This is a genomic window from Massilia sp. 2TAF26 (genome assembly GCF_052115005.1).
Taxonomy (GTDB): domain Bacteria; phylum Pseudomonadota; class Gammaproteobacteria; order Burkholderiales; family Burkholderiaceae_D; genus Telluria.
This window is the reverse complement of sequence record NZ_JBFRFV010000001.1, coordinates 50,824-64,810: the sequence shown is the minus strand read 5'-3', so window position 1 is coordinate 64,810 and position 13,987 is coordinate 50,824. Positions and strand designations below refer to the sequence as shown.

At 68.7% G+C, this 13,987-nt stretch carries 13 protein-coding genes; 11 read left to right on the top strand and 2 right to left on the bottom strand.

What is annotated here, in order from left to right; genetic code table 11:
- Positions 1 to 35: 35 nt before the first annotated feature.
- A complete protein-coding gene (locus AB4Z32_RS00300) occupies positions 36 to 950 on the top strand; it encodes a LysR family transcriptional regulator (RefSeq protein WP_441933261.1) in 915 nt (304 codons plus the stop codon).
- 29 nt (positions 951 to 979) lie between these two features.
- Here AB4Z32_RS00300 and AB4Z32_RS00295 read toward each other — a convergent pair whose 3' ends face one another.
- A complete protein-coding gene (locus AB4Z32_RS00295; protein ID WP_441933259.1) occupies positions 980 to 1,909 on the bottom strand; it encodes a LysR family transcriptional regulator in 930 nt (309 codons plus the stop codon).
- Between the two features lie 90 nt (positions 1,910 to 1,999).
- On the opposite strand from AB4Z32_RS00295, the gene AB4Z32_RS00290 reads away from it, so the two are divergent.
- From AB4Z32_RS00290 to AB4Z32_RS00265, 6 genes are read left to right on the top strand one after another with little or no spacing between them, the layout of a single operon-like run.
- Positions 2,000 to 2,764: an SDR family oxidoreductase gene (locus AB4Z32_RS00290; protein WP_441933257.1), complete on the top strand. Its 765-nt coding sequence runs from the start codon at positions 2,000 to 2,002 to the stop codon at positions 2,762 to 2,764.
- A gap of 14 nt (positions 2,765 to 2,778) precedes the next feature.
- On the top strand, positions 2,779 to 3,249 hold the full coding sequence (locus AB4Z32_RS00285; RefSeq protein WP_441933255.1) for a lipocalin-like domain-containing protein: 471 nt from the start codon (positions 2,779 to 2,781) through the stop codon (positions 3,247 to 3,249).
- A 1-nt stretch (position 3,250) separates the two neighbouring features.
- On the top strand, positions 3,251 to 4,480 hold the full coding sequence (locus AB4Z32_RS00280; RefSeq protein WP_441933253.1) for an L-lactate MFS transporter: 1,230 nt from the start codon (positions 3,251 to 3,253) through the stop codon (positions 4,478 to 4,480).
- Positions 4,481 to 4,527: 47 nt separating this feature from the next.
- Positions 4,528 to 5,820: an NAD(P)/FAD-dependent oxidoreductase gene (locus tag AB4Z32_RS00275; RefSeq protein ID WP_441933251.1), complete on the top strand. Its 1,293-nt coding sequence runs from the start codon at positions 4,528 to 4,530 to the stop codon at positions 5,818 to 5,820.
- 3 nt (positions 5,821 to 5,823) lie between these two features.
- Entirely contained in the window at positions 5,824 to 7,152 is a 1,329-nt protein-coding gene (locus AB4Z32_RS00270) for a carbohydrate porin (protein ID WP_441933249.1), read from the top strand.
- A 60-nt stretch (positions 7,153 to 7,212) separates the two neighbouring features.
- The gene (locus AB4Z32_RS00265; RefSeq protein ID WP_441933247.1) at positions 7,213 to 8,502 is read left to right on the top strand and encodes an amidohydrolase; all 1,290 of its coding nucleotides are present in this window, start codon (positions 7,213 to 7,215) and stop codon (positions 8,500 to 8,502) included.
- A 2-nt stretch (positions 8,503 to 8,504) separates the two neighbouring features.
- Here the strand turns inward: AB4Z32_RS00265 and AB4Z32_RS00260 are convergent, their stop codons facing one another.
- Positions 8,505 to 9,404: a LysR family transcriptional regulator gene (locus tag AB4Z32_RS00260; protein ID WP_441933245.1), complete on the bottom strand. Its 900-nt coding sequence runs from the start codon at positions 9,402 to 9,404 to the stop codon at positions 8,505 to 8,507.
- Positions 9,405 to 9,510: 106 nt separating this feature from the next.
- Between AB4Z32_RS00260 and AB4Z32_RS00255 the strand changes: the two genes are divergently transcribed.
- The 4 genes from AB4Z32_RS00255 (at position 9,511) to AB4Z32_RS00240 (ending at position 13,922) form a co-directional block, all read left to right on the top strand.
- Positions 9,511 to 10,155, top strand: coding sequence for a trimeric intracellular cation channel family protein (locus AB4Z32_RS00255; protein WP_441933243.1), 645 nt, complete (start codon positions 9,511 to 9,513; stop codon positions 10,153 to 10,155).
- 3 nt (positions 10,156 to 10,158) lie between these two features.
- Positions 10,159 to 11,865, top strand: coding sequence for a peptidoglycan D,D-transpeptidase FtsI family protein (locus AB4Z32_RS00250; protein ID WP_441933241.1), 1,707 nt, complete (start codon positions 10,159 to 10,161; stop codon positions 11,863 to 11,865).
- Between the two features lie 121 nt (positions 11,866 to 11,986).
- The gene (locus AB4Z32_RS00245; protein ID WP_441933239.1) at positions 11,987 to 12,967 is read left to right on the top strand and encodes a sensor domain-containing diguanylate cyclase; all 981 of its coding nucleotides are present in this window, start codon (positions 11,987 to 11,989) and stop codon (positions 12,965 to 12,967) included.
- Between the two features lie 55 nt (positions 12,968 to 13,022).
- Positions 13,023 to 13,922: a LysR family transcriptional regulator gene (locus AB4Z32_RS00240; RefSeq protein WP_441933883.1), complete on the top strand. Its 900-nt coding sequence runs from the start codon at positions 13,023 to 13,025 to the stop codon at positions 13,920 to 13,922.
- The last annotated feature ends 65 nt before the right edge of the window (positions 13,923 to 13,987 follow it).

The window sequence follows — 13,987 nt, the reverse complement described above, 5'->3', positions numbered from 1 at the left end:
TTTTGGTATCCCTTTAATACCTGTAAGGTATGGTTATGGAATTGCGACACTTGCGGTATTTCGTTGCGGTGGCAGAAGAACGGAATTTCACGCGCGCGGCCGAGCGCCTGCACATCGCCCAGCCGCCGCTCAGCCGGCAGATCCAGCAGCTCGAGGAATACCTGGGCGTGGCGCTGATCGAAAAGGGTTCGCGGCCCCTGAAACTGACCGAGGCCGGACAGTTCTTCCTGGCGCATGCGAAGCCGTTGCTGGACCAGGTGCGCGACCTGAAGGCGATGACCCAGCGGGTGGGCAAGCTGGAACGCACGCTGTCGGTGGGATTCGTCGCCTCGACCTTGTACGGCCTGCTGCCCGACATCATCCGCCGCTACCGCGAGCGCCATCCCGAGGTCGAGGTGACCCTGCAGGAGATGACCACGGTGGACCAGTTGAAGGCGCTGAAGGAGGGACGGATCGACGTCGGCTTCGGCCGCATCAAGAGCGAGGATCCGAGCATCCGCCGGATCCGGCTGCGTGACGAAAGGATGGTGGTGGCGCTGCCGTCCGGCCACCGGCTGGCGCAGCGCCAGGAAGGCCTGCGCCTGGTGGACCTGCTGCACGAACCGCTGCTGGTCTATCCAAAGGCGCCGCGGCCCAGCTTTGCCGACCAGGTGCTGGCAGCGTTCAGCGAGGCGAACTTGATGCCGGACCACGTGACCGAAGTGCGCGAACTGCAGATCGCGATGGGGCTGGTGGCCGCCGGCCAGGGCATCTCGATCGTGCCGGAAAGCGTGCAGGGGATGCACCACCGGAACGTGGCCTACCGCGCGATCGAGGACAAGCACGCCTTTTCGCCGGTCCTGTTCAGCGTGCGCCACATGGACCGCTCGCCGGAACTGGAAAACATGCTGGCGGCGGTGTACTCGATCTACGACGACATGGGCCTGCACTACGAGAAGGAAGGCCTCTGACGCCGGCCCGGCGATCGAGTGGGCCTGATTCAGGCCGCCACGGAAATCCCGGCCGCCCTCGCGGCAAGGCCGCGTAGCCATTCGAGCCCCGGCTCCTTGTGGTTGCGCGGATGCCAGGCCATCGCCAGCGCGAAGGGCGGCGCATCGAAGGGCAGTTCGAACATATCCAGCCGGTCCGCGTACCCGGCCAGCAGGCCGGCCGGCAGGGTCGAGACATAGTCCGATTTGTCCAGCACAGCCGGCACCATGCCGAACTGGGGCACCGACAGCGCGAGGTTGCGCCGGTATCCCAGCTGTTCCAGGGTTTCATCCATATACCCGTGCAAGGGCCCGCGCAGCGGCGAGGCCACCACATGGCGCAGTCCCAGGTAGGTTTCGAAGTCGAGTGTTCCGGTGCCGCGCGGATGACCCTTGCGCTGCGCCATCACGAAGGGCTGGGTCAGCAACACACGCACCTTCGCACTTTGGGGAATCGCGCGCTGCGCGTCGATCAGGAGGTCGATCTCGCCTTGCTCCAGGAGGGTTGCGGCCGCCCCCGGCTCCGTCATGCTCATCGCGATCTGCACGCCCGGTCCGGCACTGCAGCCCAGCAGTTCGATCAGCGGAACGCCGACCAGAGTGGTGGCGTTGTCGCCGAGCGCCACCTGGAAGGTGCGCCGTGCCGTATGCGGGTCGAAGCCGGCTTCGCTGCCGAGTACCGCGCCGAGGTCGGCCAGCGCCTTGCGCAGCGGGGTCCGAAGCGCCAGCGCGCGGGCCGTGGCCGTCATCCCGCGCCCGCTCTCCGCCGGCAGCAGCAGCGGATCGCCGAACAGCTGGCGCAGCCGCGCCAGCTGGGCCGACAGCGCAGGCTGGCTGATGTGCAGCCGCGCGGCCGCGCGGGTCACGTTGGATTCGGCCAGCAGCGCGTCGAGCGATACCAGCAGGTTCAGGTCGACCGACGAGATGTCTTTGATATCCATGCTGGTTATACGTCCTATGATTTTGTTTGATTTCAATTATAGGTGACGCAGGCCTATAGTGGCTAGGTCACTCTTATATAGGACTCAGCCATGAAAACCCAACGTGTACTCGTCACCGCAGGTGCCTCCGGGATCGGCCGTGAGATCGTGCGCGCCTTTGTCGCTCAGGGCGCCGAGGTGTACGTCGTCGACCTGAACGCCGCCGGCCTCGCCGAGCTGGCGAAGGAATCCGGGCGCATCCATACCGCCGTGTGCGACATGTCCAGCCGCAGCCAGATCGAGGCCATGGTGCCGGCGGCGGCGGCGGCGCTCGGCGGCCTCGATGTGCTGGTGAACAATGCCGGCATTTCCGGTCCGACCGCGCCGGTTGAAAGCTTCGACCCCGACGCCTGGGACAGCGTGATGCAGGTGAACGTGAACGGCACTTTCAACGTCACCCGCCTGGCGATTCCCTACCTGAAGCAGTCGGATGCCGGTTCCATCATCGTGATGTCCTCGGTGGCCGGCCGCTTCGGCTACCCGAACCGCAGCGCCTACTCGGCCAGCAAATGGGCGCTGATCGGCTTCACCAAGTCGCTGTCGCGCGAACTGGGCGCCGACGGCATCCGCGTCAACGCGATCCTGCCGGGCGCCGTCGCCGGCGAGCGCATCGAAAACGTGCTGGCCGGCCGCGCCGCCGTCAGCGGCCGTCCGGTGGAGGAAGAACGCCGTGCCGCCATGGCGATCCAGTCGCTGCAGCGCTTTGTCGACCCGCGCGACATCGCCGCCCTGGCCGTATTCATCAGTTCCGATGCCGGCAAGTCGATCTCGGGCCAGATGCTGCCGATCGATAACGACATCCAGACCGCAAGCTGAAAAGGAGAACCACTATGTCCACCACCACCACCACCGCCTCTCTGCGCGAGCGCCTGATCGGCGCCTGGAAGCTCGTCTCCTACGTCGAACAGCCGGTTGACGGCTCGGCGCCTTTCTACCCGTTCGGCGAAACGCCGCAGGGCATCATCATGTACACCCCGGACGGTTTCATGTCGGCCCAGCTGTGCCATGCGCAGCGCACGCCCTTCGCTTCCGGCGACTGGTTCAAGGGCACCCCCGAGGAATACGAGGCCGAGGCCAGTTCCTATATCGCCTATACCGGGCCCTTCCACGTCGACGAGGAACTGCAGTCGCTCACCCACAGCATGTTCATTTCGCTGTTCCCGAACTGGAAAGGCCAGACCCAGCCGCGCGTGGTGAAGATCGAGGGCGATTACCTGTATCTCGGCACCGCCAGCCCGATCCAGTCGCAGGGCAAGACCGTGAACTCCGCCCTGAAGTGGAAACGTGCCTCGGCCGCCTGACATGACCCAGCCTTCGATCCCGAACGGCAAGCGCTGGCTGTACCTGGCTACCGCGGTGCTGACCCTGATGTGCACCGGCTCGATCTATGCGTTCAGCGTGTTCTCCGGCCCGCTCGCCGCCGCGCGCGGCTGGAGCGTGGCCCAGGTCACGCTGGCCTTCACGGTCAACACCGCGGTATGCCCGATCCCGATGATCCTGGCCGGCAAATGGGTCGACCGCGGCTATGCCCGCGCCAGCATGATGCTGGGCGGCTGCATGTTCGGCCTGGCCTTCCTGATCATTGCATACGTGCCCGGCCTGAGTGCGCTCTACCTCGGCTACGGCGTGCTGGGCGGAGTCGGCATCTCGCTCGCCTATGCCGGCGCGCTCGGCAACGTGGCGCGCTATTTCCCGGACAAGCGCGGCCTTGCAACCGGCCTGGTCACTGCCGGCAACGGCGCCGCCGCGCTGGTCACGGCGCCGCTGGCGGCATCCCTGATCGCCTCCGGCGGCGTGCTGTCGGCCCTGCGCATCCTCGGCATCGGCTTCTTCGTGGTGGCGCTGGCATGCGGCCTGCTGACGAAGACCGCGCCGCCGGGCTTCCGGCCGGCCGGCTGGACGCCGCCGCAGTCCGGCGCCGCATCCGGCGGCCTGGACTGGCGCGCGATGCTGGCGACGCCGGTGTTCTACCTGCTGCTGGCGCTGCTGGCCTCGGGAGCGATGTCGGGCCTGATGATCGCCGCGAACGCATCGCAAATCGGCCAGAACATGTTCCACATCAGCGCCGGTGTCGCTGCCGCCTGCGTCGGCCTGTACGCCGCCAGCAACGCGCTTGGGCGCTTCTTCTGGGGCGCGGTGTCTGACCGCATCGGCGGAGCAAACACGCTGGTCTTCATCTTCGTGCTGGTCGCCGCCATGCTGGGCGTGCTGGCGGCGTCGACCTCGGTCAGCGGCTTCATCGTCGGCATGTGCGGCATCGGCCTGGCCTTCGGCGGCGTGATGGGCGTGTTCCCGTCGCTGGTGGCGGCGCGCTTCGGCCTCCGGTATTTCGGCGAGAACTACGGAATCATGTTCTGTGGCTATGCACTGGCGGCCTTCTGTGGCCCGCGCCTGGGCGCCTCGATGGCAGCCCTCAACGGCGGCGACTTCAGCAAGGCCTTCCTGGTGGCCATCGCGGTCTGCGTGGTCGGCCTCGGCCTCGCGCTGGCGCTGCGCAGCCTCGGACGCCGTCCGCGCAGCGCCGCCGCGTAGGCGGCCCGCCATTCGCCTCATCCCGCTTCATCCGAAAGAGAGTATCCATGTCACATCGTATTGTCATCGTCGGCGGCGGCGCCGGCGGGCTCGAACTCGCGACCCGCCTCGGACGCACGCTCGGCAAGCGCGGCCGGGCGGCCGTCACCCTGGTGGACGCCCAGCTGACCCATGTCTGGAAGCCCTTGTTGCATGAGGTCGCGGCGGGTTCGCTGAATGTGCCAGCGAACGAGCTGAACTACGTCGCCCAGGCCAAGTGGAACCACTTCCGGTTCCTGCATGGGCGCCTGACGGGTATCGACCGCGCACACCGCATGATCCGCCTGAGCCAGGTGCTTGACGATGGCGCCGCCGTACCCGACGCCGGGATCGCCTACGATACGCTGGTGATCGCCGTCGGCAGCGTCGCCAACGATTTCGGCACGCCCGGCGCGGCCGAGCACTGCATCTTCCTGGATACTCCCGAGCAGGCCGGGCGCTTTCACCGCCAGCTGCTAGGCCATTACCTGCGGGCCCAGACCAGCGCCGCCACGGACGCCGGGCTCGGCATCGCCATCGTCGGCGCCGGTGCGACCGGCGTCGAGCTGGCCGCCGAGCTGGCCAACGCGGCCCGGGAGCTGCCCGCCTACGGGCTGAGCGCGATTCGCCCGGAGAATGTCCGCATTACCGTGCTGGACGGGGCGAAGCGGGTGCTGCCGGGGCTAGGCGAGCGCATCGGCCAGGAGGCGCACCGGACACTCCAGAGCCTGGGGATTGCCGTCATCACGTCCGCGCGGGTCACGGAAGTCACCGCCGACGGCATCCGCACCGCCGACGGCGGCCTGGTCGAGGCGACCCTGAAGGTGTGGGCGGCGGGGATCAAGGCGCCGGCCTTCCTGCGCGGGCTGGACGGCCTGGAGACCAACCGCATCGACCAGTTGGTGGTGCGTCCGACCCTGCAGACCACCGGCGACGACGACATCTTCGCGCTCGGTGACTGCGCTGCCTGCGAGCTCGGCGACGGCAGCGGGCGCAACGTGCCCCCGCGCGCCCAGGCGGCCCACCAGCAGGCGGCGCTGTTGGCGCGCAACATCCAGGCCAGGATCGCCGGGCGCCCGCTGGCGGACTACCGCTACCGCGACTACGGTTCGCTGGTGTCGCTGTCGCGCTTCAGCGCGGTCGGTAACCTGATGGGCAACCTGATGGGGAGCATTCGCGTGGAAGGGCGGCTGGCCCGCCTGTTCTACGTTTCCTTGTACCGCATGCACCAGCTGACCCTGGGCGGCATGCTGCGCACCGCGCTGCTGATCCTGAGCGACCGGATCAGCCGCCGCACCTCGCCACGGCTGAAGCTGCACTGAACCATGAAACTGCCTGTCATTTCCCTGCTCGCACTCGCACTCGCCCAGGCCTGGGCGCATCCGGCCCGCGCGGAAGCGCCGGCGTCCGCCGTCGATACCCTGGCCGCGCACGGCGTCACCCTGCGCGCGCTGTACGTCAACGAGACGGCCGGCAATGTGTCCGGTGGCCTGGAGCGGGGCGCTGCGGTGTCCCACTACCTGCTCGGCGGCGCCGACGTCGACCTCGGCAAGGCGGCCGGCTGGCGCGGCGCGATCCTGCATGCCAACGTCATCGCGATCAAGTCGCGCGGCCTCAACGAGGACTACATCGGCGGCGGCATCGACACCCAGGAAAACTACGCGCCGTTTCCCTTCGTGCGCTTCGCCGACCTGTCGCTCGAACAGACCCTGCCTCTGGGAAAGACCGCCACCTTGCAGCTGCAGGCCGGGCTGATGGGCGCCTCGGCCTACTTCGCGCGTTCGCCCTATGCCTGCGAGTTCATGAACCACGCGTTCTGCGGCGCGATCTGGGGCCTGGGCCAGGACAGCGGCACCGTCAACGCGCCGCTCGCGACCTGGGCGGCGCGCGCGGTGGCACGTTCCGGCCATGGCTATGCCCAGGCCGGCCTGTTCATGAGCGACACCAACGTCACCAGCCCCGACGCCCACCTGTTCGACTTCAACAAGACCCGCTACACCGGCCGCAACTGGCTGTTCGAGGCCGGCCACGAGACCGGCCTGGCCGACGAGGACAAGCCGCATTATGTCCGGCTGGGCGGCTGGTACCTGCATGCGCCGCGCAACGACGTCTACTACAACGCGCAGGGGCAGTCGTATGCACGGGAAGGCGGCGGGCACGCCGTCATGCATTACGGTTCGGGCGCCTATCTCACGGCCGGCAAGGTGATCGCCAGGACGGATCCGCACGGCAGCGCCAACCTGGCCGTGTTCGGGAGCGTGCTGCGCAGCTTCAGCGGCGGCGAGCCGATCGCCTCGGCGCTCAAGCTGGGCATCGTGCAGAGCGGCACCTTCGCGTCGCGCCCCCACGATGCTTTCATGGTCGGCGTGGCCGACACCCGCTACAGCCGCTCGCTGGGGCGCTTCCTGGCCGAGAAACGCGCGCTCCTGGGCGGCACCGGGGCTCCCGACCGCCATGAGTACACGCTCGAGGTCGGCTACCGGGCCGAGCTGATGCCGGGCGTCATGCTGACCCCCAACATCCAGTACGAGATCCATCCGACCACCCGCGGCTTCGCGACCGCGGGACGGGACATCGGCGATCCGCTGGTGCTCGGCCTCAAGCTGACCGTGGATCTCGCGCGGGTCGGCGGTTTTGTGCGCGCGCCACGCTGAATCGCCCCTGTCTATACTTGGAGCTGCGCCGGAGCTCCGGTGCGGATTCCGGGGGTCGTCATGGAAAATCGCCTCGGGCAAGGCGCCGGCCAGGTGCTTGCCCCCCTGAAGCAAATGTTGCCGGCGCTCGAAGCGCTGTACACCGACGTCCACGCGCATCCCGAACTGTCGATGCAGGAACACCGGACCGCCGGACTGGCCGCCGAGCACCTGCGCGCGGCCGGCTACGACGTGACGGCCGGCGTCGGCGGCACCGGCGTGGTCGGGGTGCTGCGCAACGGTCCCGGACCGACCGTGATGCTGCGCGCCGACATGGACGCGCTGCCGGTCAAGGAAATGACGGGCTTGCCGTATGCGAGCACGCTTGATGCCGTCGACCGCGAGGGCCGCACGGTGCCGGTGATGCACGCCTGCGGCCACGATATGCACGTGGCCTGGCTGGCCGGCGCCGCCAGCCTGCTGGCGCAGGGACGCGCGGCGTGGAGCGGCACGCTGGCGGCCGTGTTCCAGCCGGGCGAGGAAACCGCCGAGGGCGCGCGCGCGATGCTCGACGACGGCCTGTACAAGCATTTCCCGAAGCCCGATGTCATCCTCGGCCAGCACGTGATGGTGGCGTCGGCGGGCGAGGTCGGCGGGCGTACCGGCACCATCACCTCGGCCGCCGACAGCCTGCAGATCCGCCTGTTCGGCCGCGGCGCGCACGGTTCCATGCCGCAGGCGTCGATCGACCCGGTGGTGATGGCGGCGGCGACCGTGATGCGCCTGCAGACCATCGTCGCGCGCGAGCTGTCGCCGAACGAGGCCGCGGTCGTCACCGTCGGCTCGCTGCAGGCCGGCACCAAGGAAAACGTGATCCCGGACGAAGCCCTCATCAAGCTGAACGTGCGCAGCTACGACCCCAAGGTGCGCCAGCGTGTGCTGGACGCCATCGCGCGGATCGCCAACGCCGAGGCGGCGGCCTCCGGCGCCCCGCGGCCGCCCGAGATCACCACGCTGGACAGTTATCCGATGGGAGTCAACGACGATAGTGCGGGCGAACGCGTCGGCAACAGCTTCCGCGACTACTTCCCCGCCGCCCGCGTGCATCGGACCGGCCCCACCTCGGCCAGCGAGGATTTCGGCTCCTTCGGCCAGGCCTGGCAGGTGCCGGCCGTGTTCTGGTTCGTCGGCGGCACCGATCCGGACACCTATGCGGCGGCCAGCGCGTCAGGTGAGATCAACAAGATCCCGAGCAATCACAGTCCCTATTTCGCGCCCGTGATCCATCCGACCCTGGAGACCGGGGTGGAAACCCTGGTGGTGGCGGCGCTGGCCTGGCTGGGGAAAGGCACTGCCGCCGCGCCGGCGTGAGCTCAATCGCGCAGCCGCTCGGCGGCGAAGGCGCGCAATACCGCCATCACCGGGGCCTCGGTGCGGCCGGCCAGGGTGACGTAGGCGAAGCGCGCATTCGCCTCGAGCCGGGGCCGCACCGGCAGTTCGACCAGGCGGCCCGACTCGATGCCTTCGCGCGCCGCCGCCGCCAGTCCCAGGAACACCGCCTGCGAGCGCTCGACGGCGCCGATCAGGCTGCCCACGTCCTCGCACTGCAGCGTCGTCATGTGTTCCGGGTCGGCCTGCGGGCCGTAGAGTTCGGCCAGCAGGCGGGCAATTTCGTCCGACAAGGGCGCCGACGCGATCGGGTAGGCCAGCGCCTGCGCCAGCGTCACGCTGGCCAGCCGGGCCAGCGGATGATCGGCGCGGCAGACGAAGCAGGTGCGCAGTTCCCCCACGATGTCGACCCGCAGGTCGGCGGACGGCGCGACGCTGCGGGCATCGACGATCAGCGCGTCGAGGCGGTTGGCGCGCAACTGCATGAGCTGCAGTTCGGTCGGGCCGCGCGTGATGGCGACCTGGACTTTCGGATGCGCCTGCGCCATATGGCAGAGCAGGGGTGTCATCAGCATGGCGCCGGGGTTGGCGCCCATGCCGATCCGCATCGACCCGCCTTCGCCCTGCATGAACAGCTCGGCACTGCGGCGCAGCTCGCCGGCATCGCGCACCAGCCGCTCGGCGCGCGCCACCACGTCCTTGCCCAGCGGCGTCAGTTCGTTGCGCTTGCCGATCCGGTCCAGCAGGGGCGCGCCGAGTTCTTCTTCGAGGGCCTGGATGCTGCGGCTCAGGGCCGATTGGGTGATGAACAGCTGTTCCGCCGCCCGGCTGAAGGAGCGCGTGCGTGCCAGGGCCAACAGGTGCTCGAGCTGCTTGATGTTCACGTTATGCAAAGAATGAATGACATTCAGAAAAATAATGCATTGGACACATGGATGTGCCGATCGTACCATGGCCGCGTTTCCTGCAGTCGCCCATAGCGGACCCTGAATGACCCTGCTTCACACGATTTACCTGGTCGCCATCGCCGCCGAAGCGGCGTCCGGGGCCCTGATGGGCATGCGGCGGCGCATGGACCTGTTCGGCCTGTGCGTGGTGGGCACCGTCACCGCCCTCGGCGGCGGCACCATCCGCGACATCATCCTCGGCCACTATCCGCTCGGCTGGGTCGCGCATCCCGAATACCTGGCCTTCACGGTCGGCGCGGCGATTGTCGCCGCCCTGCTGGCGCGCCGTATGCACAGGTTGAAGACCGCCTTCCTGTGGATGGATGCGCTCGGGCTGGTGGCGTTTACCGTGATCGGCTGCGATATCGCGGCCTCCACCGGCGCCAACCCGGTCGTCGTGATCCTGATGGGGATGACCACCGGGGTGTTCGGCGGCCTGCTGCGCGACGTCCTGTGCAACCAGGTGCCGCTGGTGCTGCGGCGCGACCTGTACGCCACCGTCTCGCTGGTGACCGGCATGCTGTACGTCGGTCTCCTGCACGGCGGCGTCGGTGCCGGGCTCGCCACCTTCAGCGCCATCGGGACCGGCTTTGCCCTGCGCCTGCTGGCGATCCGCTTCGCGCTGGCGTTGCCGGTGCTGGAAGCGGATCTCAGTTCCTTCGACGACGGGCTCGGCGAGCACCACTGAACCATGCGCCCGGTTTGCCAAGATCCGCAGGCCTGGCGTTCGCGCCTGGTGCTGTTCCTGATGTTCGCGGCATTCGCCGTGCTGGCCGGGCGCGCGGTCTGGTTGCAGCTGGTTTCCGACGAGTTCCTGCGCCAGCAGGGCGCGGCGCGGCAGGTGCGCACTCAGGAGCTGGCAGCCAGTCGCGGACGCATCCTCGACCGCAATGGCCATGTGCTGGCGATGTCGCTGCCGGTCAAGGCGGTATGGGCGGTGCCCGACGAGGTGCGCGGCGCCGCTCCGCAGCAATTGGACGCGTTGGCGCGGCTGCTCGGCCTGGGCCGGGTGGAGCTGGACGCGAAGCTCGCTTCGCCGCGCAGCCTGGTCTACCTGAAGCGTCAGGTGGAGCAGGATAGCGCCGAGCGCATCCTGCGACTGGGCATCCGCGGCATCGAGACGCGCGGGGAATACAAGCGCTACTACCCCTACGGCGAGCTGACCGCCCACGTGGTGGGCTTCACCAGCATCGAGGACGCCGGGCAGGAAGGCATGGAACTGGCCCACCAGGCCAGCCTGGCCGGCGCCGCCGGCAGCCGCCGGGTGCTCAAGGACCGCCTCGGCCACCTGCTCGAGGACATGGGCACGACGCGCCCGGCACGCGACGGCAAGGACCTGACGCTGTCGATCGACCGCAACATCCAGCACATCGCGCAGTCGCACCTGAAGGCGGCGCTGGAAAAGCACCAGGCCCGGGCCGGCGGCATCGTGGTGCTCGACGTGCGCACCGGCGAGGTGCTGGCGCTGGCCAACCTGCCGAACTACGACCCCAACGACCGCGGCCGCCTGACCGGCGCCCAGCTACGCAACCGGGTGCTGACCGACACCTTCGAGCCGGGATCGGTGATGAAGCCCTTCACCATCGCCCAGGCCCTCGAGAGCGGCCTGGCGACGCCGGACACCATCGTCGAGACCGCGCCGGGCAGCCTGTCGATCGGCCGGGCGACGATCCACGACGCCAGCCGCCACGGCGCCCTGACAGTGGCGGAAGTGCTGCAGAAATCCTCCAACGTGGGCACCGCCAAGCTGGCGCTGCGGATGGCGCCGCGCGAGATGTGGGCGCTGCTCACCAGGGCCGGCTTCGGCCAGGCGCCGGCGCTCGGCTTCCCCGGCAGCGCGGCGGGAAGGCTGCGGCCTTACGCCGCCTGGAAGCCGATCGAGCAGGCCACGATCAGCTACGGCCACGGGGTCTCGACTTCGCTGATGCAGATGGCGCAGTCCTACCTGATGTTCGCGCGCGACGGCGACGTGGTCCCGGTGACGCTGCTGAAGGCGGACGCCGCGCCGCCCGCCCAGCCGGTGATCTCGGGCGCGACCGCGAACGCCGTGCGCGGCATGATGGAGCGCGCCGCCGGACCCGGGGGCACCGCGCCGCGCGCCCGGATTCCGGGCTATCGCGTGGCCGGCAAGACCAGCACCGCCCACAAGGCGGTCGGCGGCCGTTATACGAATACCTATGTCGCCGCCTTCGTCGGCTTCGCGCCGGCGTCGGCGCCGCGCGTGATCGTTGCGGTCATGATCGACGAGCCCTCGGCCGGCGGCCACTATGGCGGCACGGTGGCGGCGCCGGTATTCGCGGCGGTCGCGCAGGACACGCTGCGGGCGCTCAACGTGGCCCCCGATGCGCCGGTCAACGACATTCTCGCTCCCCTCGAGGCGGGCGACGAAGAGTCCTGAGCGCGGCGCCCGCCGCGGACGCCGGACAACAGATCCCGCCGATCGGCGGTCTTTTGTTGACGGGACGCCTCCGTTCATACTACATTGCCTTCCCTCCCGCAATTGCCGCATGGAAAGCAATATGAGCAAGGAAGTACCGAACCGGCAGGTGCCGCCTTCGCCGGAAGACGGCATCCATGACTTCGCCGCCGCCTTGCTGGTGCAGCTGGTCGTTCCGGCGTTCGTGCTCGACGCGCAGGGGCGGGTGGCGATCTGGAACCATGCCTGCGAGCGCCTGACCGGCATTCCGGCGGCCGAGATGGTGGGGACGGCCAATCACTCGCTGGGCTTCTACCATGCGGCGCGGCCGACGCTGGCGGACCTGATCCTGAACGGCCGCATCGAGGACGCAAAGACCCTGTACCGGGTCTATGACGACGGCCAGCAGCGGGGCACCGTGAGCGGAGCGGGGTGGTGCGACATGCCGCGCACCGGCGAGCGGCGCTTCCTGGTGATGGATGCCGGCCCGGTCTACAGCAGTTCAGGACAGCTGTTCGGGGTGCTCGAGACCTGGCGCGACATGACGGTGCAGAAGGAAGCGCAGCTGGCGCTGGAACGCTTGGTGATGCGCGACGGACTGACGGGCATCGCGAACCGCCGCTGCTTCGACGAGACCCTGCACAGGGAATGGGAGCAGGCGCGCCGGAACGGCCATCCCCTGTCCCTGCTGCTGCTCGACGTCGATCACTTCAAGCATTACAACGACAGCTACGGTCATCCGGCGGGCGACGAATGCCTGCAGCGGGTGGCCGCGATCGTGGCGAAACAGGTCCGGGTCTACGATCTGGCGGCCCGCTACGGCGGCGAAGAGTTCGCGGTGATCCTGCCGCAGCAATCCCTGGCCGGCGCCGCTGCCGTCGCCGAGCGGATCCGCGCCGCCGTCGAGCAGAGCGCGCCACCCGACCCGGCGCAGGCCGGCGGCAAGGCCACCGTCAGTATCGGTGCGGCCACCTTCGCCGGCAACGAGCCGTCTTCGCCGGAGGCACTGCTGGCCCAGGTCGATGCCGCCCTCTACCGGGCCAAGCGCGAAGGCCGTAATCGCGTCGTGCTCCACGGTTCTTGAGGCATGTCGGGATAATCGTCGTAGAATCGGCCAAATTGTTTCACTTGCCGAGATGATGGACAAATTCCAGGAAATGAAGGTGTTCTCGGCCGTGGTCGAGGCCGGGAGCTTCACGGGTGCGGCGCACGCGCTGGCGATGTCGAAGGCGGCGGTGTCGCGTTACGTGGCCGAGCTCGAGCAAAGGCTGGGCGTGCGCCTGCTGCACCGGACCACGCGCAGGCTGTCGCCGACGGCGGAAGGCGAGGTCTTCCACGCCCGCTGCCGCGAGCTGCTGGAAAACCTCGACGAAGCCGAGGCCGAGATCACTTCGCGCAGCGGCGAGGCGAGCGGGCTGCTCAAGGCAAACGTTCCGGTCAGCTTCGGCCTCATGCACCTGGCGCCCCTGTGGCCGGCGCTGATGGCGCGCCACCCGGGCCTGGCGCTCGACGTCACGCTGTCGGACCGGGTGGCCGACCTGGTCGACGAAGGTATCGACCTCGCGGTGCGCATCGGGCAGTTGCCGGCATCCTCGCTGGTCGGCCGCAAGCTGGCGTCGACGCGGCTGGTCCTGTGCGCCTCGCCCGCCTATCTGCAGGCGCGCGGCGAACCCACGCGCCCGGACCAGCTGCCGGCGCACGACGTGATCTCGTACAGCCTGTTCTCGGCGGGCGAGCACTGGCGCTTTGCCGGACCCGCCGGCGAGGTGACGGTGAAGGTGTCGCCGCGCATGCGGACCAATAGCGGCGACACCTGCCGCGCCGCCGCGCTGCAGGCCCAGGGCATCATCCTCCAGCCCAGCTTCCTGGTCGGGGCCGACCTGGCGGAGGGCCGGCTGAAGGAGATCATGCCGGACTACCGCGCGGACACGCTCGGCATCTACGCGGTCTACCCGTCCAGGAAATTCCTGGCGCCGAAGGTGAGAGTGGCGATCGATTTCCTCTCCGAGGTGTTTGCCGCGCCGGTCTGGGGCGATTAAACTGGCAATTGTTCCACTTTCAGGAACAGTATTGTGAGCTTGGACCCGTTTATTCCAGCGATCGG